Here is a 21,074-nt window from a genome sequence, read left to right as displayed (position 1 = left end):
CGTCGGGGAGAGGGTTGGGTGAGGGGCTGTCCTAGGCGCTGCGCTGCTTGGCTGCCCCTCACCCCGACCCTCTCCCCGGAGGGGAGAGGGAGTAGGTTACTTCACGACCGTGACGTAATTGATGTCGCGCATCGCCTGCATCATCGGGCCGTTCCATTCGGGCGGGCACGGAATCGAGCCGATCGCCCAGCCCATGATGTCGACGTCCTGCTCCTCGAGCAGCGCTTCGAACCAGTCGAGCTGCTCGGGCGTCCAGGTCCGGCCATAGGTTTCGAAGAAGCCGCCGATCATCATGTCGGCTTCGCGCGTGCCGCGGTGCGAGCTGCGGAAGCCGAGGCGCTTGAGGCGGGTTTCGTGGTCCATCATATCTCCAACGCCGATTGACCGGCGACCGCTGGCGGCGGGCGTCGGCTGGGCTATAGGGAGCAGATAGTCATGCGACCCGAAATCCTCAATCCGCTGTTCGCCGAAACCCTCGTCCTGAAAGGGGTGGGGCCTGCGCTCGCCAAGCCGCTCGACCGGCTGGGGCTCGCGCGCGTCGTCGACGTCGCCTTCCATTTGCCGACCGGCTATGTCGATCGGCTGCCGCGCACCGAGCTCATGTCGAGCGATGCCGGGCGGATCATCGTGATCACGCTGACCGCGCGCGAGCACCGCGTCAGCGCGGGGCGTGGTCCGACGCGCGTGCAGGCGACCGATGAGCATGGCAACTATGTCAGCCTCGTCTTCTTCGGCGGCAGTTCGGGCTGGGCGAAGAAGCTGCTGCCGATCGGCGAGGCGAAGCGCGTGTCGGGGCGGCTCGACGAATATGGCCAGGAACTCCAGATCGTTCATCCCGACATCGTCGAGCAGGACGAGGAGTTGCGCGAGCGCGAGCCGATCTATCCGCTGTCGGAGGGGCTCACCTCGCGGCGGCTGGCGGCGCTGACGACGCAGGCGGTCGCGCGCGCGCCGGACCTCGCCGAATGGATCGAGCCGGGTCTGAAGGCGAAGCGGGAATGGCCCGGCTGGCATGATCTGTTGGCGCGCATCCACGCCGACCCCTCGGACGCCAAGGCGCGGGAGCGGCTGGCCTATGACGAGGTGTTCGCCAACCAGCTCGCGATGACGCTGGTGCGCGCCGACACGCGCAAGCGGCGGGGGCGGGCGCTCCACGGCGACGGGCGGCTGCGGGGCATGCTCAAGCTGCCCTACACGCTGACCGGCGCGCAATCGCGAACGGTCGGCGAGATCGAGGGCGATCTTGGGCAGACCGCGCCGATGTTGCGGCTGCTGCAGGGCGATGTCGGCTCGGGCAAGACGCTGGTCGCGGCGATGGCGATGCTGATCGCGGTGGAGGCGGGTGCGCAGGCGGCGATGCTCGCACCGACCGAGATCCTCGCGCGCCAGCATTACGAGACGCTCAGGAAGACGCTCGCCGGGCTGCCGATCGCGGTCGGCGTGCTCACCGGGCGCGACAAGGGGCGCGTGCGCGAGGCGACGTTGATGGCGCTGGCGAGCGGCGAGATCGACATCCTCGTCGGCACGCACGCGATCTTCCAGGATGCGGTCGCGTACAAGGACCTCGCGCTGGTGGTGGTCGACGAACAGCACCGGTTCGGCGTCGCGCAGCGGATGACGCTCCAGGCCAAGGGAATCGCGCCGCCGCATCTGCTGGCGATGACCGCGACGCCGATCCCGCGCACGCTGACGCTCGCGCAATATGGCGAGATGGACGTCAGCCGGCTCGACGAGATGCCGCCGGGCCGCCAGCCGATCGAGACGCGGGTGATCTCCGAGGACCGGCTCGACGACGTGGTCAACGCGCTGGGCCGGCATCTGGCGGACGGGGGGCAGGCGTACTGGGTGTGCCCGCTGGTCGAGGAGAGCGAGAAGAGCGACCTCGCCGCCGCGGAGATGCGTGCGGAGACGCTGCGTGCGCGGTTCGGTGACAAGGTGGCACTGGTCCATGGCCGGATGAAGCCCGCCGAGAAGGACGCGGTGATGGCGGAGTTCTCCGCCGCGCGCACCGCGGTCTTGGTCGCAACGACGGTGATTGAGGTCGGCGTCGACGTGCCCAATGCAACGCTGATCGTGATCGAGCATGCCGACCGCTTCGGCCTCGCGCAGCTCCACCAGTTGCGCGGGCGCGTCGGGCGGGGGAGCGGGCGGTCGATCTGCCTGCTGATGCGTGGGAGCTCGCTCAGCGAGACGTCGCGCGCGCGGCTGGCGCTGATGCGCGAAACGAATGACGGGTTCCGGATCGCCGAGGAGGATCTGCGCTTGCGCGGCGCGGGCGAACTGCTCGGCACGAAGCAGTCGGGCGAGATGGCGTTCCGGCTCGCGACGCCGGACATGATGGCCGACCTGCTGCAATGCGCGCACGACGATGCGCGGTTGCTGATCGACCGCGACGGCGGGCTCGAAGGGCCGCGCGGTCAGGCGGCGCGCACCGCGCTGTACCTGTTCGACCGCGATGCGGGAGTCGCATTGCTCCGCTCGGGTTGACCGGGGCGGGACGAGCGATCACGGACCGGCGATGGCCGCCCTGCTTCCCATCCTCGTCGTTCTCCTCGCCGGTATCGGCCTGGCGATCCAGCCGCCCACAAACGCTGCGCTGGTCAAGGCGTCGGGCTCGTTGTGGCTGGGCTCGCTCGTGTCGTTCGCGGTCGGGACGGTCATACTGTTCGCGGTCTGGGCGGCGACCGACCGGACGATGCCGGCGGCATTGAAGGGCGCGCCCGGATGGGCGTGGCTGGGGGGCGTGTACGGCGCATGCTTCGTCGCCGCGCTCGCCTATGCGACGCCGCGGCTGGGGCTGGCGTCCGCGCTTACGATGGCGGTCGCGAGTCAGCTGGTGACCGCGCTGATCCTCGACCGGTTCGGGTTGCTCGGCCTCAGCGCGACGCCGATCAGCCTCGCGCGGCTGGCGGGTGTCGCGTTGGTGATCGGCGGCGTCCTGCTGGTCCGCGCCGGCTGATCGCGATCAGCTGTTGCGAAGCATCGCGGTGAGCATGCCGTAATAGGCCTTTAGCGGGATCGTGGTGTCGAACGAGCAGCCGATCCGGCCGCCGAGCGACCAGCGGACCTGCGCGACGACCTCGCCGATGATCGGCAGCACGACGCGCAACAGGTCGCCCGCGACCGGATCGCGGTCGCAGCGCGCCATCAACCCGCTCGGCGAGACGTTGACAAGAACGAGTTTGACGCCGTTGCCCTCGCCGTCGGTCGCGCGCGTGCGGTGCATGACCTCGTCGCGCGGTTCGGACCGCGTCTCCTGAATCGCCATCGCCTGGTCTGGCATCGATCGTGTCCCGCTGGAGTTCCGCTTCGGTCCTAAAACAGACGCCGTGAAGCGCATGAGAACCGGCATGGCTAATGGGCGATTTACCACACGCGCCGGGCCGGTATCAGGCGGGGACGAGCATCCCGTGCCGCTTCTTGCCGAGGCTGAGGCGGACCGGGGCGGCGACGGCGATCCTTGCCGTTGCCTCACGGACCGGTTCGCCATCGACGCGTACCGCGCCTTCGCCGATCTTGCGCCGCGCCTCGCCGTTCGACGCGACGAAGCCCAGCGCCACCAGCGCCTCGACGATGCCGATATCGGCGTCGCCGACGGGGTGGCTCGGCAGCGCGTCGCCCGATGCGCCTTCTGCGAACGTCTTGCGCGCGGTCTCCGCGGCCTGGTCCGCGGCGGCGCGGCCGCGGCACATCGCGGTGGCTTCGTTGGCGAGCACGATCTTGGCGGCGTTGATCTCCGCACCCTCGAGCGCCTCAAGCCGCGCAATCTCGTCGAGCGGCAGGTCCGTGAACAGCCGCAGGAAGCGGCCGACATCCCGGTCGTCGGTGTTGCGCCAGAATTGCCAGTAATCGAAGTGCGGCAACTGGTCCTCGTGCAGCCAGACCGCGCCCGACATCGTCTTGCCCATCTTGCCGCCGTCCGCGGTCGTGATCAGCGGGGTGGTGACGCCGTAGACCTCGGTCCCGTCCATCCGGCGCGACAGCTCGATGCCGTTGACGATGTTGCCCCACTGGTCCGATCCGCCCATCTGCAACCGGCACTCGGCGCGGCGCGACAGTTCGAGGAAGTCGTAGGCCTGGAGGATCATGTAGTTGAATTCGAGGAAGCTCAGCGACTGTTCGCGGTCGAGCCGCAGCTTGACCGAGTCGAACGCGAGCATCCGGTTGACCGAGAAATGCTGGCCGACGTCGCGCAGGAACGGGATATATTCGAGGGCGTCGAGCCACTCGGCATTGTCGAGCATCACCGCGTCCGTGGGCCCGTCGCCAAACGTCAGGAAGCGTTCGAAGATGCGGCGGATCGACGCGACGTTGGCCTTGATGCCGTCCTCGCCGAGCAGCTTGCGCGCCTCGTCCTTGAAGCTCGGATCGCCGATCTTGCCAGTGCCGCCGCCCATCAGGACGATCGGCTTGTGCCCGGTCTGCTGCAACCGGCGCAGCAGCATGATCTGGACGAGACTGCCGACATGGAGCGACGGCGCGGTCGGGTCGAAGCCGATATAGCCCGGCACGACCTGCTTGCCCGCGAGCGCGTCGAGCGCGGCCGCATCGGTCATCTGGTGGACATAGCCGCGCGAGGTCAGCGTGGTGAGCAGGTCGGACTGGTAGGTCATGGCGCAGCCACTAGCAGTGGTTGCGCGGTCCGTCATCCCGGCGGCGCGGTCATCGTTACCGCGAGCCGTCATCCTGACGAAGGTCAGGATCCAGAGCCATCAGCGCCAGGGCCTGTAACCCTGGATCCTGACTTTCGGCAGGATAACGGATATTCGTGAGGTCCGTCGGCAGCGACGTACGCGCCGGTTACAGCCGCGGCAGCTGCGTGGTCGGATCGACCGGCGTGCGTCCCTTGCGCAGTTCGAAGTGGAGCTCGGGACGATCCGCGAACCCGGTATCGCCCGACAGCGCGACCGTCTGGCCGCGCTTCACGCTCTGGCCGCGCTGGACCATCAGCTTGGAGGCGTGGCCGTAGACGCTGGTCCAGCCGCCGCCGTGCTTGACGATCACCAGCCCGCCGAGCGCGGCGATCCCATCGCCGACATAGGCGACGACGCCGTCCGCGGTCGCGCGGATCGGCGTCGCTACCGGGATGGCGATCTTGATCCCGTCGTTGCGCTCGCCGCTCGCGCCGTGGCCGAACCGCTTTACGACGCGGCCATCGACCGGCCAGAGGAAGCTGCCGCCCGCGAGACGGGCAGGCGCGGTGACGACCGCGCTGGGGGCAGGACGCGCCTCGGCGTCGCGGTCGGTTTCACCGGCGCCTGATTGCTCGCGAGCGCGGGCTCGCCGCCGGTCAGGATGTCGTCGACGTCGAGCGTGAACGCGGCCGCACGATCGGCGAGGCTGGTGCCGCCCGGCGGCGCAGGGATCGCGATCCGCTGACCCGCGCGCAGCACATAAGGTTCGAGCAGCGCGTTGGCGGTGACGATCCGCGACCATTCGACACCGTAAGCCCGCGCGATCGCGATCCCGGTCTCCCCGGCGGACGAGGTGATAGCGGCCGCCGGGGATCGTGAGGCGTTCGCCCGTGCGGATCGTGAAGGGCGGGTCGATCTGGTTGGCGCGCGCGATCGCGTCGCTGCTGACCCCGGTGCGCTCGGCGACGAGCCGAAGCGAATCGCCCGGGCGGACGAGATAGGTCGAGTCGTCCACCGTGCGCGCGTCTGCGACCACCGGGCTCGCCTCCCACGCGGGGCGCGGCGCGGGGAGGGTGGAGACCTGCTCGCCGTCACCGCCGCGGCGATCGGTGGGCCGATAGGGTGGTGGGCTGCGGTCAATGGTGCGGCGCTGTTCGGGACGCCGGCGCGTGTCGACACGATCGAAGTCGCCGCTTTCGGACCGGCGCTCGGATTGGGCCTCGGACCGGCGATCCCGAGCGTCGTCGGATCGCGGCAGCCGCTGGATGCGTTCCCCCGAAGCACGCGCCGGGGCCTCGTCGCGCAGCACCGGCGCATCGACGCTCGGGATACAACCGGCAACCGCGAGCGCCGTGCCCAGGATCACGGCGCCGCGCTTCACGCGTAGGCTTGCCCGAGCATGTCCAGCGATTCGCCATGCGTGAGGTCGAGATGAAGCGGCGTGACCGAGATATAGCCGTCCATCACCGCTTCCAGATCGGTGGCGCGCATCGGCGTCTCGACGGTGCCGCTGAGCGAGAACCAGTGATAGTCGTAGCCGCGGGGGTCGGTGTTGGTGACGATCTTCAGCCGGCCGTAATCGCGCAACCCCTGGCTGACGACGCGGATCCCCTTCACCTTGTCCGCGGCGCCGACGGGGAAGTTGACGTTGACGAGCGTCCGCGGCGCGAGCGGCGCGTCGAGCAACGGGCGCAGCACGCGTTCGCCCCACGCGGCGGCGGCCTCGAACGGTACGCTGTCCCCCATGCCTTCCCGGCTGTAGACCTGGCTCAGCGCGATCGAGCGGACGCCCGCGAGCGCACCCTCCATCGCCGCCGAGACGGTCCCCGAATAGGTGACGTCCTCCGCCAGGTTCGCGCCGCGATTGACCCCGGACAGGATCAGGTCGGGCGGGCTGTCCTTCATGATCCTTGCAAGCGCCATCATCACCGCATCGGTCGGCGTGCCGGCAACCGCGTAGCGCTTCTCCCCGAACTTGCGCACGCGGAGCGGCCGCGACAGCGTCAGCGAATGGCCTGCGCCCGACTGCTCGTCCGCAGGCGCGACGACCCAGACATCGTCCGACAAGGTCGCCGCGATCGCCTCGAGCACCTTCAGGCCCGACGCATGATAGCCGTCGTCGTTGGTGAGGAGAATGCGCATCAGCGCCGCGCCTCGAGCATCGTGAGACCGCCGAGATAGGGCTGCAGCACCTCCGGCACCGCCACCGATCCGTCGGCCTGCTGGTAATTTTCGAGGACCGCAACGAGCGTGCGACCGACCGCGAGGCTCGATCCGTTGAGCGTGTGGACGAACCGCGGGCTCTTCTCGCCCTCGGGACGATAGCGTGCGTTCATCCGGCGCGCCTGGAAGTCAGTACAGGTCGAGACGCTCGAAATCTCGCGATACTGGTTCTGGCCGGGAAGCCAGACCTCGAGATCATAGGTGCGTGACGCGGTGAAACCCATATCGCCGCCGCATAGGAGCATGCGCCTGAACGGAAGCTGCAGCGCGTCGAGGACACCCTCGGCACACTGGGTCATGCGCTCATGCTCGGCGTCCGACGAGTCCGGGGTGACGATCGCGACCATCTCGACCTTGTCGAACTGGTGCTGACGGATATAGCCGCGCGTATCGCGGCCAGCCGATCCCGCCTCCGAGCGGAAGCAGGGGGTCAGTGCAGCGAACCGCAGCGGCAGCTCGCCTTCGCTCAGGATCCGTTCGCGCACGATGTTGGTCAGGCTGACCTCCGCGGTCGGGATCAGCCAGCGACCGTCGGTGGTGCGGAACAGGTCCTCGGCGAATTTGGGCAGCTGTCCCGTGCCGAAGACCGCCTCGTCGCGCACCAGCAGCGGCGGCGCGACCTCCTCGAACCCGTGGTCGCGGGTCAGCCGATCGAGCATGAACTGGCCAAGCGCGCGCTGGAGCCGTGCGGCGGGTCCGCGCACCAGCGTGAACCGGGCGCCCGACATCGCGACGCCCGTCTCGAAGTCGAGACCGATCGCGGGGCCGATCAGATCATGCTCGCGCGGGGGGAAGCCGAATTCGGTCCTGGTGCCGCGCGTATGGATCAGGACGTTGCCCGTCTCATCCGTGCCTTCGGGGACTTCGGGGGCGGGAAGGTTGGGGATCGCCGCGAGCGCGCTATCGAGCTCCCCGGTCAGCGCGGCTTCGTCGGCTTCGAGCGTCGGCAACGCCGCCTTGAGCGCGGCCACCTCGGCCATCAGCGCCTGCGCGCGGGGCTCGTCCTTCTGTGCCTTGGCCTGGCCGATCGCCTTGGACAGCTCGTTGCGACGCGTCTGCGCGGTCTGCGCCTCCGCGATCGTCGCGCGGCGGCGTTCGTCGATCGCGACAAGCGCGGCGGACACGGGCGCGGCGCCGCGGCGCGCGAGCGCGGCGTCGAAAGCGGCGGGATTTTCACGGATGAGGCGGATATCATGCATGGCCCGGGCTATGCCGAGACGCGTATGTCGGCGCAAGTCGCCCCCGTAACCGACCCGCTCGGCGGATCGGCGCAACCGGGCCATGATCCAGGGCGTTATCGTCGTAGCAGGCAAATCAAGGAGAACGCCCGTGGAGCTTCCGCACAATTCCGTCGTCCTGGTCGTGGACGGCCGCAAGATGCTGTTCCTGCGCAACGAAGGCGATGCCGCCTATCCGAACCTGGTCGTCGAACAGGCGGTCGAGCAGGAGAACCCCGCGACGCGCGATCAGGCGACCGACTCGGCCGGCCGCGCCTCCTCGCCCCAGGGCGCCGCGCAGAGTTCGGTAGAGCCGACCGATTTCCACCAGCTCGAGGAGGACCGGTTCGCCGCCGAGGCCGCCGACGTGCTCAAGACGCGCGCGCTCAAGAACGACTATGACTCGCTGATCGTGGTCGCGCCGCCGAAGACGCTCGGCGAGATGCGCAAGCATTACCACAAGGAAGTGCAGAACCGTCTGGCGGGCGAGCTCGCCAAGGACCTGACGGGCCACCCGATCGCGGATATCGAGACCGCGCTCAAGAACGCCTGAGGCCGGGTAGCGATCGTATGAAAAAGGGCTCGCGGATCGTCTTCCGCGAGCCCTTTTTGTGTAATGCGAACCTGACAGGTCAGGCGGTCGGTTTGGAGAACCGCTTGCGCGCGATCAATGCCGCGGCGGCGGCGCCGAACAGCAGCACCATCGGCGGCGCCGGAACCGATGCGGGCGACCCGCCATTCGATCCGGTCCCGCCATTGCTGCCGTTGGAGCCGTGCCAGCCGCCATTCGAGCTCCAGCCGCCGTTGCTGCTCCAGCCCTTGCTGCTCGACCCGTAACTCGACGACGAGGTCGACGTCGATCCGCTGCTGTTCGACGAGACGTTGCCGCTCGAGCTGGTCGAGGTGGACACATTGCCGCTCGAGCTCGACGAGGACGACACGTTGCCGCTCGACGAGGAGGAGACGTTGCCACTCGACGACGACGACACGTTGCCACTCGAGGAGGAGGAGACGTTGCCGCTCGACGACGACGAGACGTTGCCGCTGCTACCGCCGCTCGCGGAGGACGACGTGCTCGAGACGCTCGCGCCGCCCGTGCTCGTCGACGACCCGCCGGTGGAGGACGTGCTGCTGACGTTTCCGCTCGACGTCGATCCACCGCTGGTGCTCGACGAGCCACCGCTCGTGCTCGAGGAGCCGCCGCCCGTGCTCGTGGACCCGCCGCTCGACGTCGACGAGATGACGATGCTGCCGCTCGACCCCGAACTGCCGCCGCCGAAGAAACCGCCGCCGCCAAAGCCGCCGCCAAGACCGCCACCGCCGAAAAAGCCGCCGCCGCCGATTACCGCGGGCGCGCCACCACCGCCGCCGCCGACAAAGCCGTCGCTGAGCGGAACGGGCACCGGCGCTGCATTGGCGACGGTCACGACGGTCGGTGCACAGGCGGTGCTGGTCGTGGTCCGGACGACGCGACGGACGCGCGGACGCGTCGTCGATGCGACCTGGCGGCGGACGACGCGCTTGGTCATATGCGCCTTGGTCTGTGTCTTGGCGTAGATCTCACGCTTCGGGCGCTCGGCGACATGGACTGCGCCACCGCCGATGACAGCGCCACCACACGCACATGCACATAATTTGGCCAACGCCATCCGCACCGACATAGGTCACTCTTTCGTTGCCGACGCGTACGAGGCGTCGGATCCCGTCTTCACGGCACTCTGGCACCGTCACTATCACCGCAGCGCAAAACAAACCGTTAAGCGCAAGATCATACCCAAGCCGTGAAAGAATTAAGCGAGCGGGTGCGATAAGTCATGCGACAAATTGGCGGGCGTCGTGCCGGTGCGGGACAATCCGCGACGCTGGATGGAGCGGAACAATCGGTCCATTTCGGAACGATCTCCGCCATGTGTAACCGCAATACAACATGGCGCAATAATCTGTCGTCGAACTCCATCGATGCGCAAGGTGGATCGCTTGTGGTGCCGGGCGGGTGAGACTATAGGCGCATTCACCATTTGGGGGTGGCCCCGACGGTCCGGACTTTCCGACCGAACGGGCCTGAGGGAGAGTGGTATGGCAACGGTAATGAATCGCGTAGACGAGACCAGTTCCAGCCAATCGGCGGCCAATGATGCCGATGGCTATCGACCCGACGGCGAAGAGCCGTTCATGAACCTGCGTCAGCAGGCCTATTTTCGTCAGAAGTTGCAGCAATGGCGCGACGCGATCCTCCGGGAATCGCAGGAAACGCTGTCGCAGCTGCAGGTCGATTCGCTGCGCGAGGCCGATCTGACGGATCGCGCGTCGAGCGAGACCGACTGGTCGATCGAACTGCGCACCCGCGACCGCCAGCGTAAACTGGTATCGAAGATCGAGGCAGCGCTGCGTCGAATCGACGATGGCGAATATGGCTATTGCGAAGTGACCGGCGAACCGATCAGCCTCGCGCGGCTCGAAGCGCGGCCGATCGCGACGATGACGGTCGAGGCGCAGGAGCGGCACGAGCGGAACGAGAAAATCTCGCGGGAAGACTGATCGTCCCGGCGGCTGTCGTTCGCGGATAGGCAGTCCGTAACGCTTTTGGTATACGCGCCGTTCGAAGAGACGACGGAATGACAGGGCGCGAGACTGGGCATGGACAAGATCAACGACGAACGCCTGGGCTTTGACCGTCCCGCCGCTGACGACGTCGACCATCGTCTGGTCGATGGCGTCGAGGCTGTCGCGGCGGCGCAGGCACAGGGTGCGGGTTCCGGCGAACAGCGACGTTCGCGCGACAGCTTGCTGCTGAGCGCATCGATGCGGATCGGTTCGGCGACCGAGGCGCATGATGTCCGGATCAGGAACCTGTCCGAGGGCGGGATGATGATCGAGTTCGATCGTGCGCTCGCGGTCGATACCGCGGTGATGCTCGATATCCGCGGGATCGGCGAGGTTGCCGGCCGGATCGCGTGGTGCACCGAGGGGCGGATGGGGATCGCGCTCGATGCGCCGATCGACCCGAAAAAGGCGCGTAAACCGGTCGGGGCGGGGGCGACGACGCCGACATTCGCCAAGCCGATCGTGTTCCGCGCGCCACGAGGACGCTAATCCCTCCGGTCTTGAGGGGGAAGGCGACCGGAGGGATGCCACGATATGCAGACCGGGCGGCCTGCATGCCGCGTCGTTCGAGCGAGTGATAAAACCGCCGGGTGGACGGTTCGATTACCCGCGCGAAGTCAACTATTATAGGCCGGCAATCTCTTCCTTCAGACGCAATTTCTGCTTCTTCAATCCTGCAAGCGCCAGGGCGTCGGGCATGGGCCTGTGGATCTCCTCGGAAATCCGGCGATCGAGCATCTCGCGCTTGGTTTCCAGCGCAGCCTGGTGCGTCGTCTGCATGGTGGAAAAGCTCCTTCTGCATTCGTGTTGGGGAACCGAGTAAACCACCCACCTCGTAAAAAGTCTTTAACGAAGGTTGATGAAATCGATTGGCCGACCGGTTTCGAGGGACGGGCCGAGATTCGTGCAAAAGCGCTCGGCACGCAGGCCGAAGGCCGTGGCGTAGACCGTCGCGCGCAATTTTTGATGCTCGCGAAGCCGGGGTCATTTGCTAAAGGCGCTGGAGCAGCAGGGCGGGCCGGGGTGATTATGGTGGATGAGGCGCAGATCAAGGTTCGTCTCGGCGAGATCAGGACCGAGCACCGCGATCTCGACGCGGCGATTGCCGCGCTCTGGGGCAATGTGGTGCCCGACCAGCTTCAGATCGCGCGGCTCAAGAAGCGCAAACTGCGGCTGCGCGATGAGATCGCGGCGTTCGAGGATCAGCTGATTCCCGACATCATCGCCTGAACCCACTCGCCACGGGGCGGCGCCGCGAATCGCATGCCCCTCAAATGAATTAAGACTTTTTTACCATTTTTCCCGGCAAACGAGATCTTTTCGGGACAGTCGCCGTGCAGGCGCCGGTTTTCGGCGTGGGCGACGCAGCGAGGCCGTGCCACTCGTCTTCGATGATTCGTGGACCGCATCACGCACCCTTGCACCGAAGACTGATCGACGCGCTGTACGAAGAGGCGATGCTGCTGGCCGACGAGGCGCGCAGCTATTTCGACGAGCCCGACCGAGGCGACCGCGGTGGTCTGGATCCGTTCGTGCGCGTGGCGTTCAGTTGTGAATCGCTCAAGCTGACGACCCGGCTGATGCACGTGATCGCGTGGCTGCTCACGCAGAAGGCCGTGCTCGCGGGCGAGATCAACGCGGACGACGCGGCGAAGCCGTCGCACCGGCTCGGCACGGCCGCGAGGACCGAGGAAGCGATGCTCGACGCGTTGCCGACGAAGGCGCGCGGGCTTGTCGAGGCGAGCATCGACCTGCACCGCCGCCTGTCGCATATCGAGCAGGCGCTGTTGACGCCGGCGCGCGCGACCAGCCCCGCGCTGTCGATGCAGATACGTCTGGGGCTGGCGCTCTGATCGCTAGAGCGAGAGGCGGGCTCTGGCAGCGCGATATTCGCGCTCGAGCCGATCGACCCGATCGGCCACGCTTTCCACCGCGGTGACCGCCCCGATCCCCTGACCCGATCCCCAGATGTCCTTCCACGCCTTGGGCTTGGATCCACCCTCGCCATTGGCGCCGGCACCGAAGTTCATCGTCTTGAGATCACCCTCGGGCAGTGCGTCCGGGTCCATCCCCGCCGCGACGATCGAGGCGCGCAGGTAATTGCCGTGAACGCCCGTGAAGAGGTTCGAATAGACGATGTCCGCCGCCCGGCCCTCGACGATCCCGGCCTTGTAGGCGGGATCCGCATTCGCCTCGGTCGTGGCGATGAACGGCGATCCGATATAGCCAAAATCGGCACCCATCGCCTGCGCCGCGAGCACCGCGTCGCCCGTCGCGATCGAGCCCGACAGCGCGAGCGGTCCGTCGAACCACTGGCGGATCTCCTGGATGATCGCGAACGGCGACAGACGTCCCGCGTGACCGCCCGCGCCCGCCGCGACCGCGATCAGGCCATCCGCACCCTTCTCGACCGCCTTGCGCGCGAACCGGTCGTCGATCACGTCGTGCAGCGTGATGCCGCCCCAGCCATGTACCGCGGTATTGAGATCCTCGCGTGCGCCGAGCGAGGTGATGACGATCGGCACCTGCCATTTCGCGCAGGTCTCCAGATCGCGCTCGAGCCGGTCGTTCGACTTGTGGACGATCTGGTTGACCGCGAACGGTGCGGCGGGGCGCTCGGGGTGCGCGCGATTATGCGCGCTGAGTTCCTCCGTGATCCGGTGCAGCCATTCGTCGAGCATCGTCTGCGGGCGCGCATTGAGGGCCGGGAATGATCCGACGATCCCCGCCTTGCACTGCGCGATCACCAGTTCCGGCCCGGAAATGATGAACAGCGGAGACCCGATGACGGGCAGGCGGAGGCTCTTTAGAATGGCGGGTACGGTCATGGCGATTTCATAGCGCACCCGAAACGGCAATGCCAGCGGTCAGCGCAGGCGTATTTTGCGCGCGTAATTGCGCTGTGTCAGCAAAGGCGTACACCCATGACATCACGACTTACGGAGCGTCCCCTTTCATGAAATCCGCCGTTGCCGCCCTGCTCGGGCTGACTGTTTCCGCGCCCGCGCTTGCCGCCGGCCAGTTGCCCCGCACCGTCGTTCCGCTGGTGTACGATATCCAGATCCGTCCCGATGCGAAGGCGATGACCTTCACGGGTACCGAGAGCGTGACGATCGACGTGAAACAGGCGACGCAGACGATCCAGCTCAATGCCGCCGGTCTCACCATCGGTACCGCGACGTTCGACGGGCGCCCGGCGAGCGTCAAGACCGACGCGGCGGCACAGCGGCTGACGGTGACGCTGCCCAAGGCGGCAAGCGTCGGGCGGCACACGCTTTCGTTCGCGTGGACGGGCAAGATCAACCAGTCGGCGGCGGGGCTGTTCGCGATCGACTATACCAATACCGATGGCTCGTCGTCGCGGATGCTCGCGACGCAGTTCGAGGCGCCCGACGCGCGCCGCTTCGCGCCGATGTGGGACGAGCCCGCATTCAAGGCGAAGTTCCGCCTGTCCGCGGTCGCGCCGGGGCAGCAGCTCGCCTTCTCCAACATGCCGGCGAGCGCGATCACGAAACAGGCCGACGGAACGCAGCTCTACCGGTTCGCCGAGACGCCGTTGATGTCGAGCTATCTGCTGTTCCTCGGCATGGGCGATATGGAGCGCAAGACCGCGATGGCGGGCAATGTCGAGATCGGCATCATCAGCCGCAAGGGTGTCGTCGATCAGGGCGACTATGCGCTGGCATCGGCAAAGACGCTGCTTGCCTATTACAATGATTATTTCGGCCAGCCTTACCCGCTGCCCAAGATGGACATGATCGCAGGGCCGGGGTCGAGCCAGTTCTTTGGTGCGATGGAGAATTGGGGCGCGATCTTCTATTTCGAGAACGAGCTGCTGTTCGATCCGAAGCGGGCGACGGAGAGCGGCCGTCAGCGCATCTATACCGTCGTCGCGCACGAGATGGCGCATCAGTGGTTCGGCGACCTCGTGACGATGGCATGGTGGGACGACCTCTGGCTGAACGAGGGCTTCGCATCGTGGATGGAGGGCAAGTCGAGCGCCGATCTGGTCCCGGCGTGGAAGTCCGAGGCCGCCGCGGTCTCGGGCGAGCGCGAGGGGGCGATGGGGATCGATGCGACCGCCGCGACGCATCCGATCATCCGCAAGATCGAGACGGTCGACCAGATCGGCGAGGCGTTCGACGGCATCACCTATTCGAAGGGGCAGGCCGTCATCGGCATGCTCGAATCGACGCTCGGGCCCGACGTGTTCCGCAAGGGCATCCGCAGCTACATGGCCAAGTATAAATACGGCAACACCGTCACCGAGCAGCTCTGGGCCGAATTGTCCGCCGCCGCCGGGAAGCCCGTTGCCGAGATCGCGCACGACTTCACGCTGCAGGGCGGCGTGCCGCTGGTGACGATGACGGGCGCGCGCTGCGCGGGCGGCACGACGACGGCGACGATGACGCAGGGGCGGTTCGGCCTCGACGCCGCATCGCGCGTGCCGCAGACGTGGCACGTCCCGCTGGTGGTCGGGACGCTTGGCGGCGCGCAGACGTCGACGATCGTGACGGGTACCGCGCCGTCGAACGTCACGATCAAGGGATGCGGTACGGTAGTGCTGAACCGCGGCAAGGGCAGCTATACGCGCGTGATGTACGACGAGGCGGGGCATGCCGCGATCGTCCGCGATTACGCGAAGCTCGACCTGGCGGACCGGCTGGGGACGCTTGGCGACGATTTTGCGCTCGCGGCGGGTGGCTATCAGGACCTGTCGCGCTATTTCGACGTGATGGCGAAGGTCGGGCCGGCGTCGGATCCGCTCGAATGGTCTTCGGTCGCGGGCGCGCTGGGGCGGATCACCGGGCTGTACGACAAGACGCCGCTCGAGGCGCCGCTCCGCGCGCGGTCGGTGAAGATCCTCTCGCCGGTGCTGGCGCAGATCGGGTTCGAGCCGAAACCGGGCGAATCGCCGCTGACGAGCAACCTGCGCGAGACGCTCGTCGGGCGGCTCGGCGTCAACGGCGACACCGGTGTCGCCGACCGCGCGCGGCGCTATGTCGCGGCGCTCGCAACCGATCCCACCGCGATCCCGCCGTCGATCCGCCAGCCGATCCTGTCGACCTATGCGGTGAACGCGACACCGGCGGAATGGGACGCGCTGCTCGCGCTGACCAGGGCGGAGAAGAACCCGGTCGCGAAGAACCGGTTCGTGTCGTTGCTGGGTGCCGCGCGGAATCCCGCGATCGCCGGCCGCGCGCTCGACCTGCTCAAGACCGATACGATCAGTGCGCCGCAAAAGGCCGGCCTGCTGCGCGCGGTGGCGGGTGCGCATCCCGATCTCGCATTCGACTGGGCGGTGGCGAACCGGACGCTCGTCGACGGGTTCATCGAGGACAGCTCGCGCGCGGGATATATCGTCGGGCTGGGTGCAGGGTCGAACGATCCGGCGATGCCGGGCAAGATCACGGCCTATGCCGACAAATATCTGGCCGCCTCGTCGCGGGGCGGGGTGACGCGGTCGCTGTCGGCAATCGCAGTCCGCAAGGCGGCGGCTGCGCAGTTGCAGCCGGCCGTCTCAAAATGGGTGGCGCAATAAGCGATCAGCTCCCGGTCCGGTTCAGGCCGGACCCGGGGCGTCACGCGATCGGGGTCAATCCCGACGCACAGGCGCGCGCCTTGTCGACATAGTGCCGTGCCGACACGGCGAGCAGCGCGATCGCGGCGTCGTCGAGCGCGCGCACCACGCGCGCCGGGCTGCCAACGATCAGGCTGCCGGCAGGAAAGACCTTGCCCTCCGTCACCAGCGCGCCGGCGCCGACGATGCAGTTCTCGCCGATCACCGCACGGTTGAGGATGATCGCGCCCATGCCGATCAGCGTTCCGTTGCCGATCGTGCAGCCGTGCAGGATCGCGCGGTGACCGATCGTGCAATCCTCCCCCACGGTCAGCGGTGCGCCGGGGTCCGAGTGTAGCACCGCGCCCTCCTGCACGTTGCTGCGCGCGCCGATCGTGATCGTCGTATTGTCGCCGCGGATCGCCGCCCCGAACCAGACGCTCGAGTCTTCGCCGAGCACGACGTCGGCGATGACGTCTGCGCTGGGGGCGATCCAGGCGCCGGGGTGGCAGGTCGGGCGTTTATCGCCAAGCGCGTACAGGGGCATGCCGGATTCTCCTCAACGCCCTCCTGCCGCACCGACGATCAAAACGAAACCGCCGTATCGCTGCCCGTTAGCGACGGGGCTGCGATACGGCGGTCGGGTTGGGACGGGTAGTGAGGTCAGGCGACCTGCGGCATTCCCGTGATCACCTTGTCGAGCGTCAGCGGATATTCGCGGATGCGGACGCCGCAGGCATTGTAGACCGCGTTGGCAACCGCCGCGCCAACACCGCAGATCCCGAGCTCGCCCACGCCCTTGGCCTTCATCGGCGAGGATTTCTCATCGAGCTCGTCCATGAAGAACACGTCCTGGTGCGGCACGTCGGCATGCACGGGGACATGATATTCGGCCATGTCGTGATTGACGAAATAGCCGAACCGCTTGTCGACGATCGCGTCCTCCATCAACGCGGCGCCCACGCCCATCGTCATCGCGCCGATGACCTGGCTGCGCGCGGATTTGGGATTGAGGATACGCCCCGCGGCGAACGCGCCACCCATGCGGCGTACGCGCACTTCGCCCGTTGCCGAGTCGACCGCAACTTCGACGAAATGCGCGCCGAAGGTTGCCTGCGCATAGGTTTTGGTCAAATCGCCGAACTCGATCGTCTCCTCCGCGGACAGTCCGGCGTCAACCGCCGCGTCGGCGATCGAGGCGCTGCGGTCCCCGACGCGGATCTTGCCGCCCTCGAACACCGCGGCGGCCGGATCGAAGCCGAGCTTGCGCGCGATGCTGTCGCGCAGCGCGCTGCACGCCGCGTACACGCCGGCGGTCGAGCTGTTGCCACCCCACTGACCGCCCGACCCGGACGAGACGGGGAAGCTGCTGTCGCCGAGCAGCACGATGACCTTGTCGACGGGCACGCCCATCATTTCGGCCGCCGTCTGCGCGATGATCGTATAGCTGCCGGTGCCGATGTCGGTCATGTCGGTGGCGACGGTCACGACGCCCTTCTTGTCGATCCCGACGCGCGCCGCGGACTTCATCGCAACGTTGTCGCGAAACGCCGATGCCATGCCCATGCCGATCAGCCAGCGGCCTTCGCGCACCTGCCCGGGGACGGGGTTGCGCTTGGACCAGCCAAAACGCTCGGCACCGGTCTTGAGGCACCCGACGAGATCGCGCTGCGAGAACTGGCGCGTCGGCTTTTCCGGATCGACCTGCGTGTCGTTGACGATCCGCAACTGGACCGGATCCATCTTCAGCTTCTCGGCGAGTTCGTCCATCGCGACTTCGAGCGCGAGCAGGCCGACGGCCTCGCCCGGCGCGCGCATCGCATTGCCCTCGGGCAGGTCGAGCACCGACAGCCGCGTCGCGGTCATCCGGTTTGCGCCCGCATAGAGCAGCCGGGTCTGGTTCACCGCCGTCTCGGGCCCGCCGCCGGGGAGATCACCCGACCAGCTTTCATGCGCGATCGCGGTGATCTTGCCATCCTTCTGCGCGCCGATCCGCAGCCGCTGGATCGTCGCCGGACGGTGCGTGGTGTTGTTCATGATCTGCGGACGCGTCAGCGCGACCTTGACCGCACGCCCACCGATCGCACGCGAGGCAAGAGCGGCCATCACCGCGTCGCTGCGGATCCAGAGCTTCGACCCGAACCCGCCGCCGACGAACGGCGACAGGACGCGGATGTCCTCCTTGGGGATCAGCAACGTCTCGCTCATGTCGCGAACCGCCCAATTGAGCATCTGGTTCGAGGTCCACAGCGTCAGCTTGCTGCCCTTCCAGGCGGCCATCGTCGCATGGGGTTCCATCATCGCATGGCTGTGGTCGGGCGTCGTGTAGCGCTGATCGAGCTTGACGGGGGCCTTGGCGAACGCACCGGCGAAGTCGCCGATGGCGGTGTCGGGAGTCCCGTCCTTGGGTTTGACCGCGCTCGACTGCGATGCGGCGAGGTCGAACGATCCGCTGCTGCGGCCATAGCCGACGCGAACGAGCTTGGCGGCTGCACGCGCCTGTTCGAACGTCTCGGCGACGACGATCGCGACGGCCTGATCGTAATGCTGGACGTTGGGGCCGGCGAGCATGTTTGCGGTATGCGCCTTGGCCTTGGCGAGCCTGCCCGCATTCTCGTGCGTCACGACCGCCAGCACGCCGGGTGCGGCCTTTGCGTCGGTCACGTCGACGCTGTCGATCCGGCCCTTTGCGATCGCCGATCCGACGATATAGCCATAGGCCGCGTCGGGCGCGGCGTCGTTGCGCTCATAGGCATAGCGTGCGGTGCCCGTCGTCTTTCGCTTGCCGTCGATCCGGTCGATCGGCTTGCCGATGACGGTCATGCGGTCGATCGGGTTGGTCGTTGCGGGTGTATCGAACTTCATGGCGATCAGGCCTTCGCTTCTTCGAGCACGGCACCGATCGTTCGCTCGACCAGTGGCAGCTTGAATGCATTTTGTGAGGTCGTGCGCGCACCGGCGAGCACCGCGGCGGCCGTGGCTTTTGCGCCTGCGGGCAGCTGTGCTTCCGCAGCCTCGACACGCCAGGGCTTGTGCGCGAGCCCGCCAAAGGCAAGCCGGCCACGATTGCCGGGCTGGATCACCGCTGCGACGGAGATCAGTGCGAACGCGTAGGATGCGCGGTCGCGGACCTTCTGATAGATGTGCGTTCCGCCGATGGGCTTGGGCAAGGTGACCGCGGTGATCAGTTCACCGGGGGCGAGCGCAGTCTCGATATTGGGCGTCGTGCCGGGAAGCCGGTGGAAGTCGGCGATCGGGATCGCGCGCGCCTTGCCTGCTGCATCGACCGTCTCGACGGTGGCATCGAGAACGCGCATCGCGACCGCCATGTCGCTCGGATGCGTGGCGATGCACGCATCGCTCGTTCCCATGATCGCGAGGTTGCGATTGAACCCGCCGATCGCGGCACAGCCCGTTCCGGGCTGGCGCTTGTTGCACGGCTTCGTGGTATCGTAGAAATAGGGGCAGCGCGTGCGCTGGAGCAGATTGCCCGCGGTCGTCGCCTTGTTGCGCAACTGGCCCGACGCGCCCGACACGAGCGCGCGGCTGAGCACGGCATAATCGGCCCGCACGCGGCTGTCCGCGGCGAGATCGGTGTTGCGGACGAGCGCACCGACCCGAAGTCCGCCGTCGCTGGTCGGCGTGATCTTGTCGAGGCCGAGGCCGTTGACGTCGATCAGATGCTGCGGCGTCTCGATCTGGAGTTTCATCAGGTCGAGCAGGTTGGTGCCGCCCGCGATGAACTTGGCCCCGGGATTGCGCACCGCGGCACTGGCTGCCTCGGCCGGGGTCTTTGCGCGTTCGTAGGTAAACGCCTTCATGCCGTGCGCTCCGTACCGGCGACATCATGGATGGCGTCGATGATGTTCGAATAAGCGCCACAACGGCAGATGTTGCCGCTCATGCGCTCCTTGAGTTCCGCCGTGGTGACGCCGGGTTTCGCGGCGATGTCGGACGTCGCGTGGCTGGGGATGCCGTTCCTGATCTCGTCGAGCGTCGCGACCGCCGAGCAGATCTGGCCAGGCGTGCAATAGCCGCACTGATAGCCGTCATGCTTCACGAACGCCGCCTGCATCGCGTGAAGCTTTTCCTCCGTTCCGAGCCCTTCGATCGTCGTGATCGTGTCGCCTTCGTGCATCACCGCCAGGGTCAGGCAGCTGTTGATGCGGCGCCCCTCGACGATCACCGTGCAGGCGCCGCACTGGCCGTGATCGCAGCCTTTCTTGGTTCCGGTCAGCCGCATCGTCTCGCGCAGCGCGTCGAGCAGCGTGGTGCGCGTGTCGACATCGATCTTCGTATTGCGACCGTTGACCTTGAACGTCACCGGCATCGTCGTCGGGGCGGGCTGCTGTGCGGGCTGCGTCTGCGCGCTGACCGCGGTGCCGCCGAGAGTCGCCGTCGCAACGCCGCCTGCAATCACGCCGCGGCGCGAAACGGCGAATCCATCGTCTTTAGTCATGCTGATTTCAAAGCTCCCTGTCACGCAAACGGCTCGGCCGACGGTAGGTTGCATTTGCCGTAAAATTCGCTCGAAGATATTGAAACGGCGTAGTTTATTCGACGGCGGCCGATCGCGTGCGCGCTATCAGAAAAATGGCGCGGAGGGGTCGGAATACGATTGGCGGGCGGCTCCGCGCCGGTTGTGGTCTGATACCGCAAACACTGGATTTCGCACGGTTTTACAGTGGTGAATTCGCTTCGCAAAGTCCTCGGATGGTCCTAGTCTCGTTTGCATAAACAGCGTCATGATGACGGGCAGGGGATTGGCAATGCAGGGTTATGCGCAGACTGTTGCCCGGTTGAGGTCTATGCTGTTCCTGCTCGAGGAGTCGCTGC

General features: G+C 67.0%; 22 protein-coding genes. 9 read left to right on the top strand and 13 right to left on the bottom strand.

Annotated elements, in window-relative coordinates:
* Positions 1 to 96: 96 nt before the first annotated feature.
* Positions 97 to 363, bottom strand: coding sequence for an FAD assembly factor SdhE (locus tag QP165_RS04255; protein ID WP_056410591.1), 267 nt, complete (start codon positions 361 to 363; stop codon positions 97 to 99).
* Between the two features lie 72 nt (positions 364 to 435).
* On the opposite strand from QP165_RS04255, the gene recG reads away from it, so the two are divergent.
* Both recG and QP165_RS04245 read left to right on the top strand, forming a co-directional pair.
* Positions 436 to 2,487 carry an ATP-dependent DNA helicase RecG gene (recG, locus tag QP165_RS04250; protein ID WP_333994029.1) on the top strand — a complete coding sequence of 684 codons (2,052 nt, stop codon included), beginning with the start codon at positions 436 to 438 and terminating at the stop codon, positions 2,485 to 2,487.
* 31 nt (positions 2,488 to 2,518) lie between these two features.
* The gene (locus tag QP165_RS04245) at positions 2,519 to 2,959 is read left to right on the top strand and encodes a DMT family transporter (RefSeq protein WP_333994027.1); all 441 of its coding nucleotides are present in this window, start codon (positions 2,519 to 2,521) and stop codon (positions 2,957 to 2,959) included.
* 6 nt (positions 2,960 to 2,965) lie between these two features.
* On the opposite strand, the gene QP165_RS04240 is transcribed toward QP165_RS04245, so the two are convergent.
* The 5 genes from QP165_RS04240 to serS form a co-directional block, all read right to left on the bottom strand.
* The gene (locus tag QP165_RS04240) at positions 2,966 to 3,283 is read right to left on the bottom strand and encodes a PilZ domain-containing protein (RefSeq protein WP_333994025.1); all 318 of its coding nucleotides are present in this window, start codon (positions 3,281 to 3,283) and stop codon (positions 2,966 to 2,968) included.
* 106 nt (positions 3,284 to 3,389) lie between these two features.
* A complete protein-coding gene (tyrS, locus tag QP165_RS04235; protein ID WP_333994024.1) occupies positions 3,390 to 4,613 on the bottom strand; it encodes a tyrosine--tRNA ligase in 1,224 nt (407 codons plus the stop codon).
* Between the two features lie 187 nt (positions 4,614 to 4,800).
* On the bottom strand, positions 4,801 to 6,000 hold the full coding sequence (locus QP165_RS19965) for a peptidoglycan DD-metalloendopeptidase family protein (protein ID WP_443019261.1): 1,200 nt from the start codon (positions 5,998 to 6,000) through the stop codon (positions 4,801 to 4,803).
* 11 nt (positions 6,001 to 6,011) lie between these two features.
* Positions 6,012 to 6,776 carry a 5'/3'-nucleotidase SurE gene (gene surE, locus QP165_RS04215; protein ID WP_333994023.1) on the bottom strand — a complete coding sequence of 255 codons (765 nt, stop codon included), beginning with the start codon at positions 6,774 to 6,776 and terminating at the stop codon, positions 6,012 to 6,014.
* Entirely contained in the window at positions 6,776 to 8,056 is a 1,281-nt protein-coding gene (serS, locus tag QP165_RS04210; RefSeq protein ID WP_333994022.1) for a serine--tRNA ligase, read from the bottom strand. The genes surE and serS overlap by 1 nt, the downstream gene beginning before the upstream one ends.
* Before the next feature lie 130 nt (positions 8,057 to 8,186).
* On the opposite strand from serS, the gene QP165_RS04205 reads away from it, so the two are divergent.
* Positions 8,187 to 8,627 (top strand): host attachment family protein, encoded by a 441-nt coding sequence (locus tag QP165_RS04205; RefSeq protein ID WP_333994020.1) that lies wholly within the window; start codon positions 8,187 to 8,189, stop codon positions 8,625 to 8,627.
* A 79-nt stretch (positions 8,628 to 8,706) separates the two neighbouring features.
* Here QP165_RS04205 and QP165_RS04200 read toward each other — a convergent pair whose 3' ends face one another.
* Entirely contained in the window at positions 8,707 to 8,985 is a 279-nt protein-coding gene (locus QP165_RS04200) for a hypothetical protein (RefSeq protein WP_333994018.1), read from the bottom strand.
* Here QP165_RS04200 and QP165_RS04195 point away from each other — a divergent pair.
* The 3 genes from QP165_RS04195 to QP165_RS04185 all read left to right on the top strand — a co-directional run bounded on the left by QP165_RS04195 (position 8,978) and on the right by QP165_RS04185 (position 11,167).
* The gene (locus tag QP165_RS04195; RefSeq protein WP_333994017.1) at positions 8,978 to 9,631 is read left to right on the top strand and encodes a hypothetical protein; all 654 of its coding nucleotides are present in this window, start codon (positions 8,978 to 8,980) and stop codon (positions 9,629 to 9,631) included. The two genes, QP165_RS04200 and QP165_RS04195, sit on opposite strands and share 8 nt — an antisense overlap.
* A gap of 519 nt (positions 9,632 to 10,150) precedes the next feature.
* On the top strand, positions 10,151 to 10,612 hold the full coding sequence (gene dksA, locus QP165_RS04190) for an RNA polymerase-binding protein DksA (protein WP_056015485.1): 462 nt from the start codon (positions 10,151 to 10,153) through the stop codon (positions 10,610 to 10,612).
* 99 nt (positions 10,613 to 10,711) lie between these two features.
* Complete coding sequence (locus tag QP165_RS04185; protein WP_333994015.1) at positions 10,712 to 11,167, top strand: PilZ domain-containing protein; 456 nt, start codon at positions 10,712 to 10,714, stop codon at positions 11,165 to 11,167.
* A gap of 135 nt (positions 11,168 to 11,302) precedes the next feature.
* Here QP165_RS04185 and QP165_RS04180 read toward each other — a convergent pair whose 3' ends face one another.
* Positions 11,303 to 11,416: a YdcH family protein gene (locus QP165_RS04180; RefSeq protein WP_443019354.1), complete on the bottom strand. Its 114-nt coding sequence runs from the start codon at positions 11,414 to 11,416 to the stop codon at positions 11,303 to 11,305.
* A gap of 294 nt (positions 11,417 to 11,710) precedes the next feature.
* On the opposite strand from QP165_RS04180, the gene QP165_RS04175 reads away from it, so the two are divergent.
* Together QP165_RS04175 and QP165_RS04170 are read left to right on the top strand one after the other, a co-directional pair.
* A complete protein-coding gene (locus QP165_RS04175) occupies positions 11,711 to 11,908 on the top strand; it encodes a YdcH family protein (protein WP_056015483.1) in 198 nt (65 codons plus the stop codon).
* 188 nt (positions 11,909 to 12,096) lie between these two features.
* Entirely contained in the window at positions 12,097 to 12,531 is a 435-nt protein-coding gene (locus QP165_RS04170; RefSeq protein ID WP_235532175.1) for a DUF1465 family protein, read from the top strand.
* A gap of 3 nt (positions 12,532 to 12,534) precedes the next feature.
* Here the strand turns inward: QP165_RS04170 and QP165_RS04165 are convergent, their stop codons facing one another.
* Positions 12,535 to 13,506, bottom strand: a complete 972-nt coding sequence (locus tag QP165_RS04165; RefSeq protein ID WP_333994010.1) for an NAD(P)H-dependent flavin oxidoreductase — start codon at positions 13,504 to 13,506, stop codon at positions 12,535 to 12,537.
* Between the two features lie 128 nt (positions 13,507 to 13,634).
* Here QP165_RS04165 and QP165_RS04160 point away from each other — a divergent pair, with 128 nt between their 5' ends.
* Positions 13,635 to 16,220, top strand: a complete 2,586-nt coding sequence (locus QP165_RS04160; protein WP_333994009.1) for a M1 family metallopeptidase — start codon at positions 13,635 to 13,637, stop codon at positions 16,218 to 16,220.
* 40 nt (positions 16,221 to 16,260) lie between these two features.
* Here QP165_RS04160 and QP165_RS04155 read toward each other — a convergent pair whose 3' ends face one another.
* From QP165_RS04155 to paoA, 4 genes are all read right to left on the bottom strand, one after another.
* Positions 16,261 to 16,785 carry a gamma carbonic anhydrase family protein gene (locus QP165_RS04155; RefSeq protein WP_333994008.1) on the bottom strand — a complete coding sequence of 175 codons (525 nt, stop codon included), beginning with the start codon at positions 16,783 to 16,785 and terminating at the stop codon, positions 16,261 to 16,263.
* A gap of 116 nt (positions 16,786 to 16,901) precedes the next feature.
* Positions 16,902 to 19,103: an aldehyde oxidoreductase molybdenum-binding subunit PaoC gene (gene paoC / locus QP165_RS04150; protein ID WP_333994006.1), complete on the bottom strand. Its 2,202-nt coding sequence runs from the start codon at positions 19,101 to 19,103 to the stop codon at positions 16,902 to 16,904.
* A gap of 5 nt (positions 19,104 to 19,108) precedes the next feature.
* A complete protein-coding gene (locus tag QP165_RS04145) occupies positions 19,109 to 20,059 on the bottom strand; it encodes an FAD binding domain-containing protein (protein WP_333994004.1) in 951 nt (316 codons plus the stop codon).
* Positions 20,056 to 20,697, bottom strand: a complete 642-nt coding sequence (paoA, locus tag QP165_RS04140) for an aldehyde dehydrogenase iron-sulfur subunit PaoA (RefSeq protein WP_333994002.1) — start codon at positions 20,695 to 20,697, stop codon at positions 20,056 to 20,058. Before paoA ends, QP165_RS04145 begins: the two co-directional genes overlap by 4 nt.
* Positions 20,698 to 21,074: the final 377 nt, after the last annotated feature.

It is taken from the genome of Sphingomonas sp. 22R3R2A-7 (assembly GCF_036856055.1).
In the GTDB taxonomy this organism is placed as follows: domain Bacteria; phylum Pseudomonadota; class Alphaproteobacteria; order Sphingomonadales; family Sphingomonadaceae; genus Sphingomonas.
The sequence above is the reverse complement of the archived record's forward strand: the minus strand, read 5'-3'. Positions and strand labels throughout refer to the sequence as shown.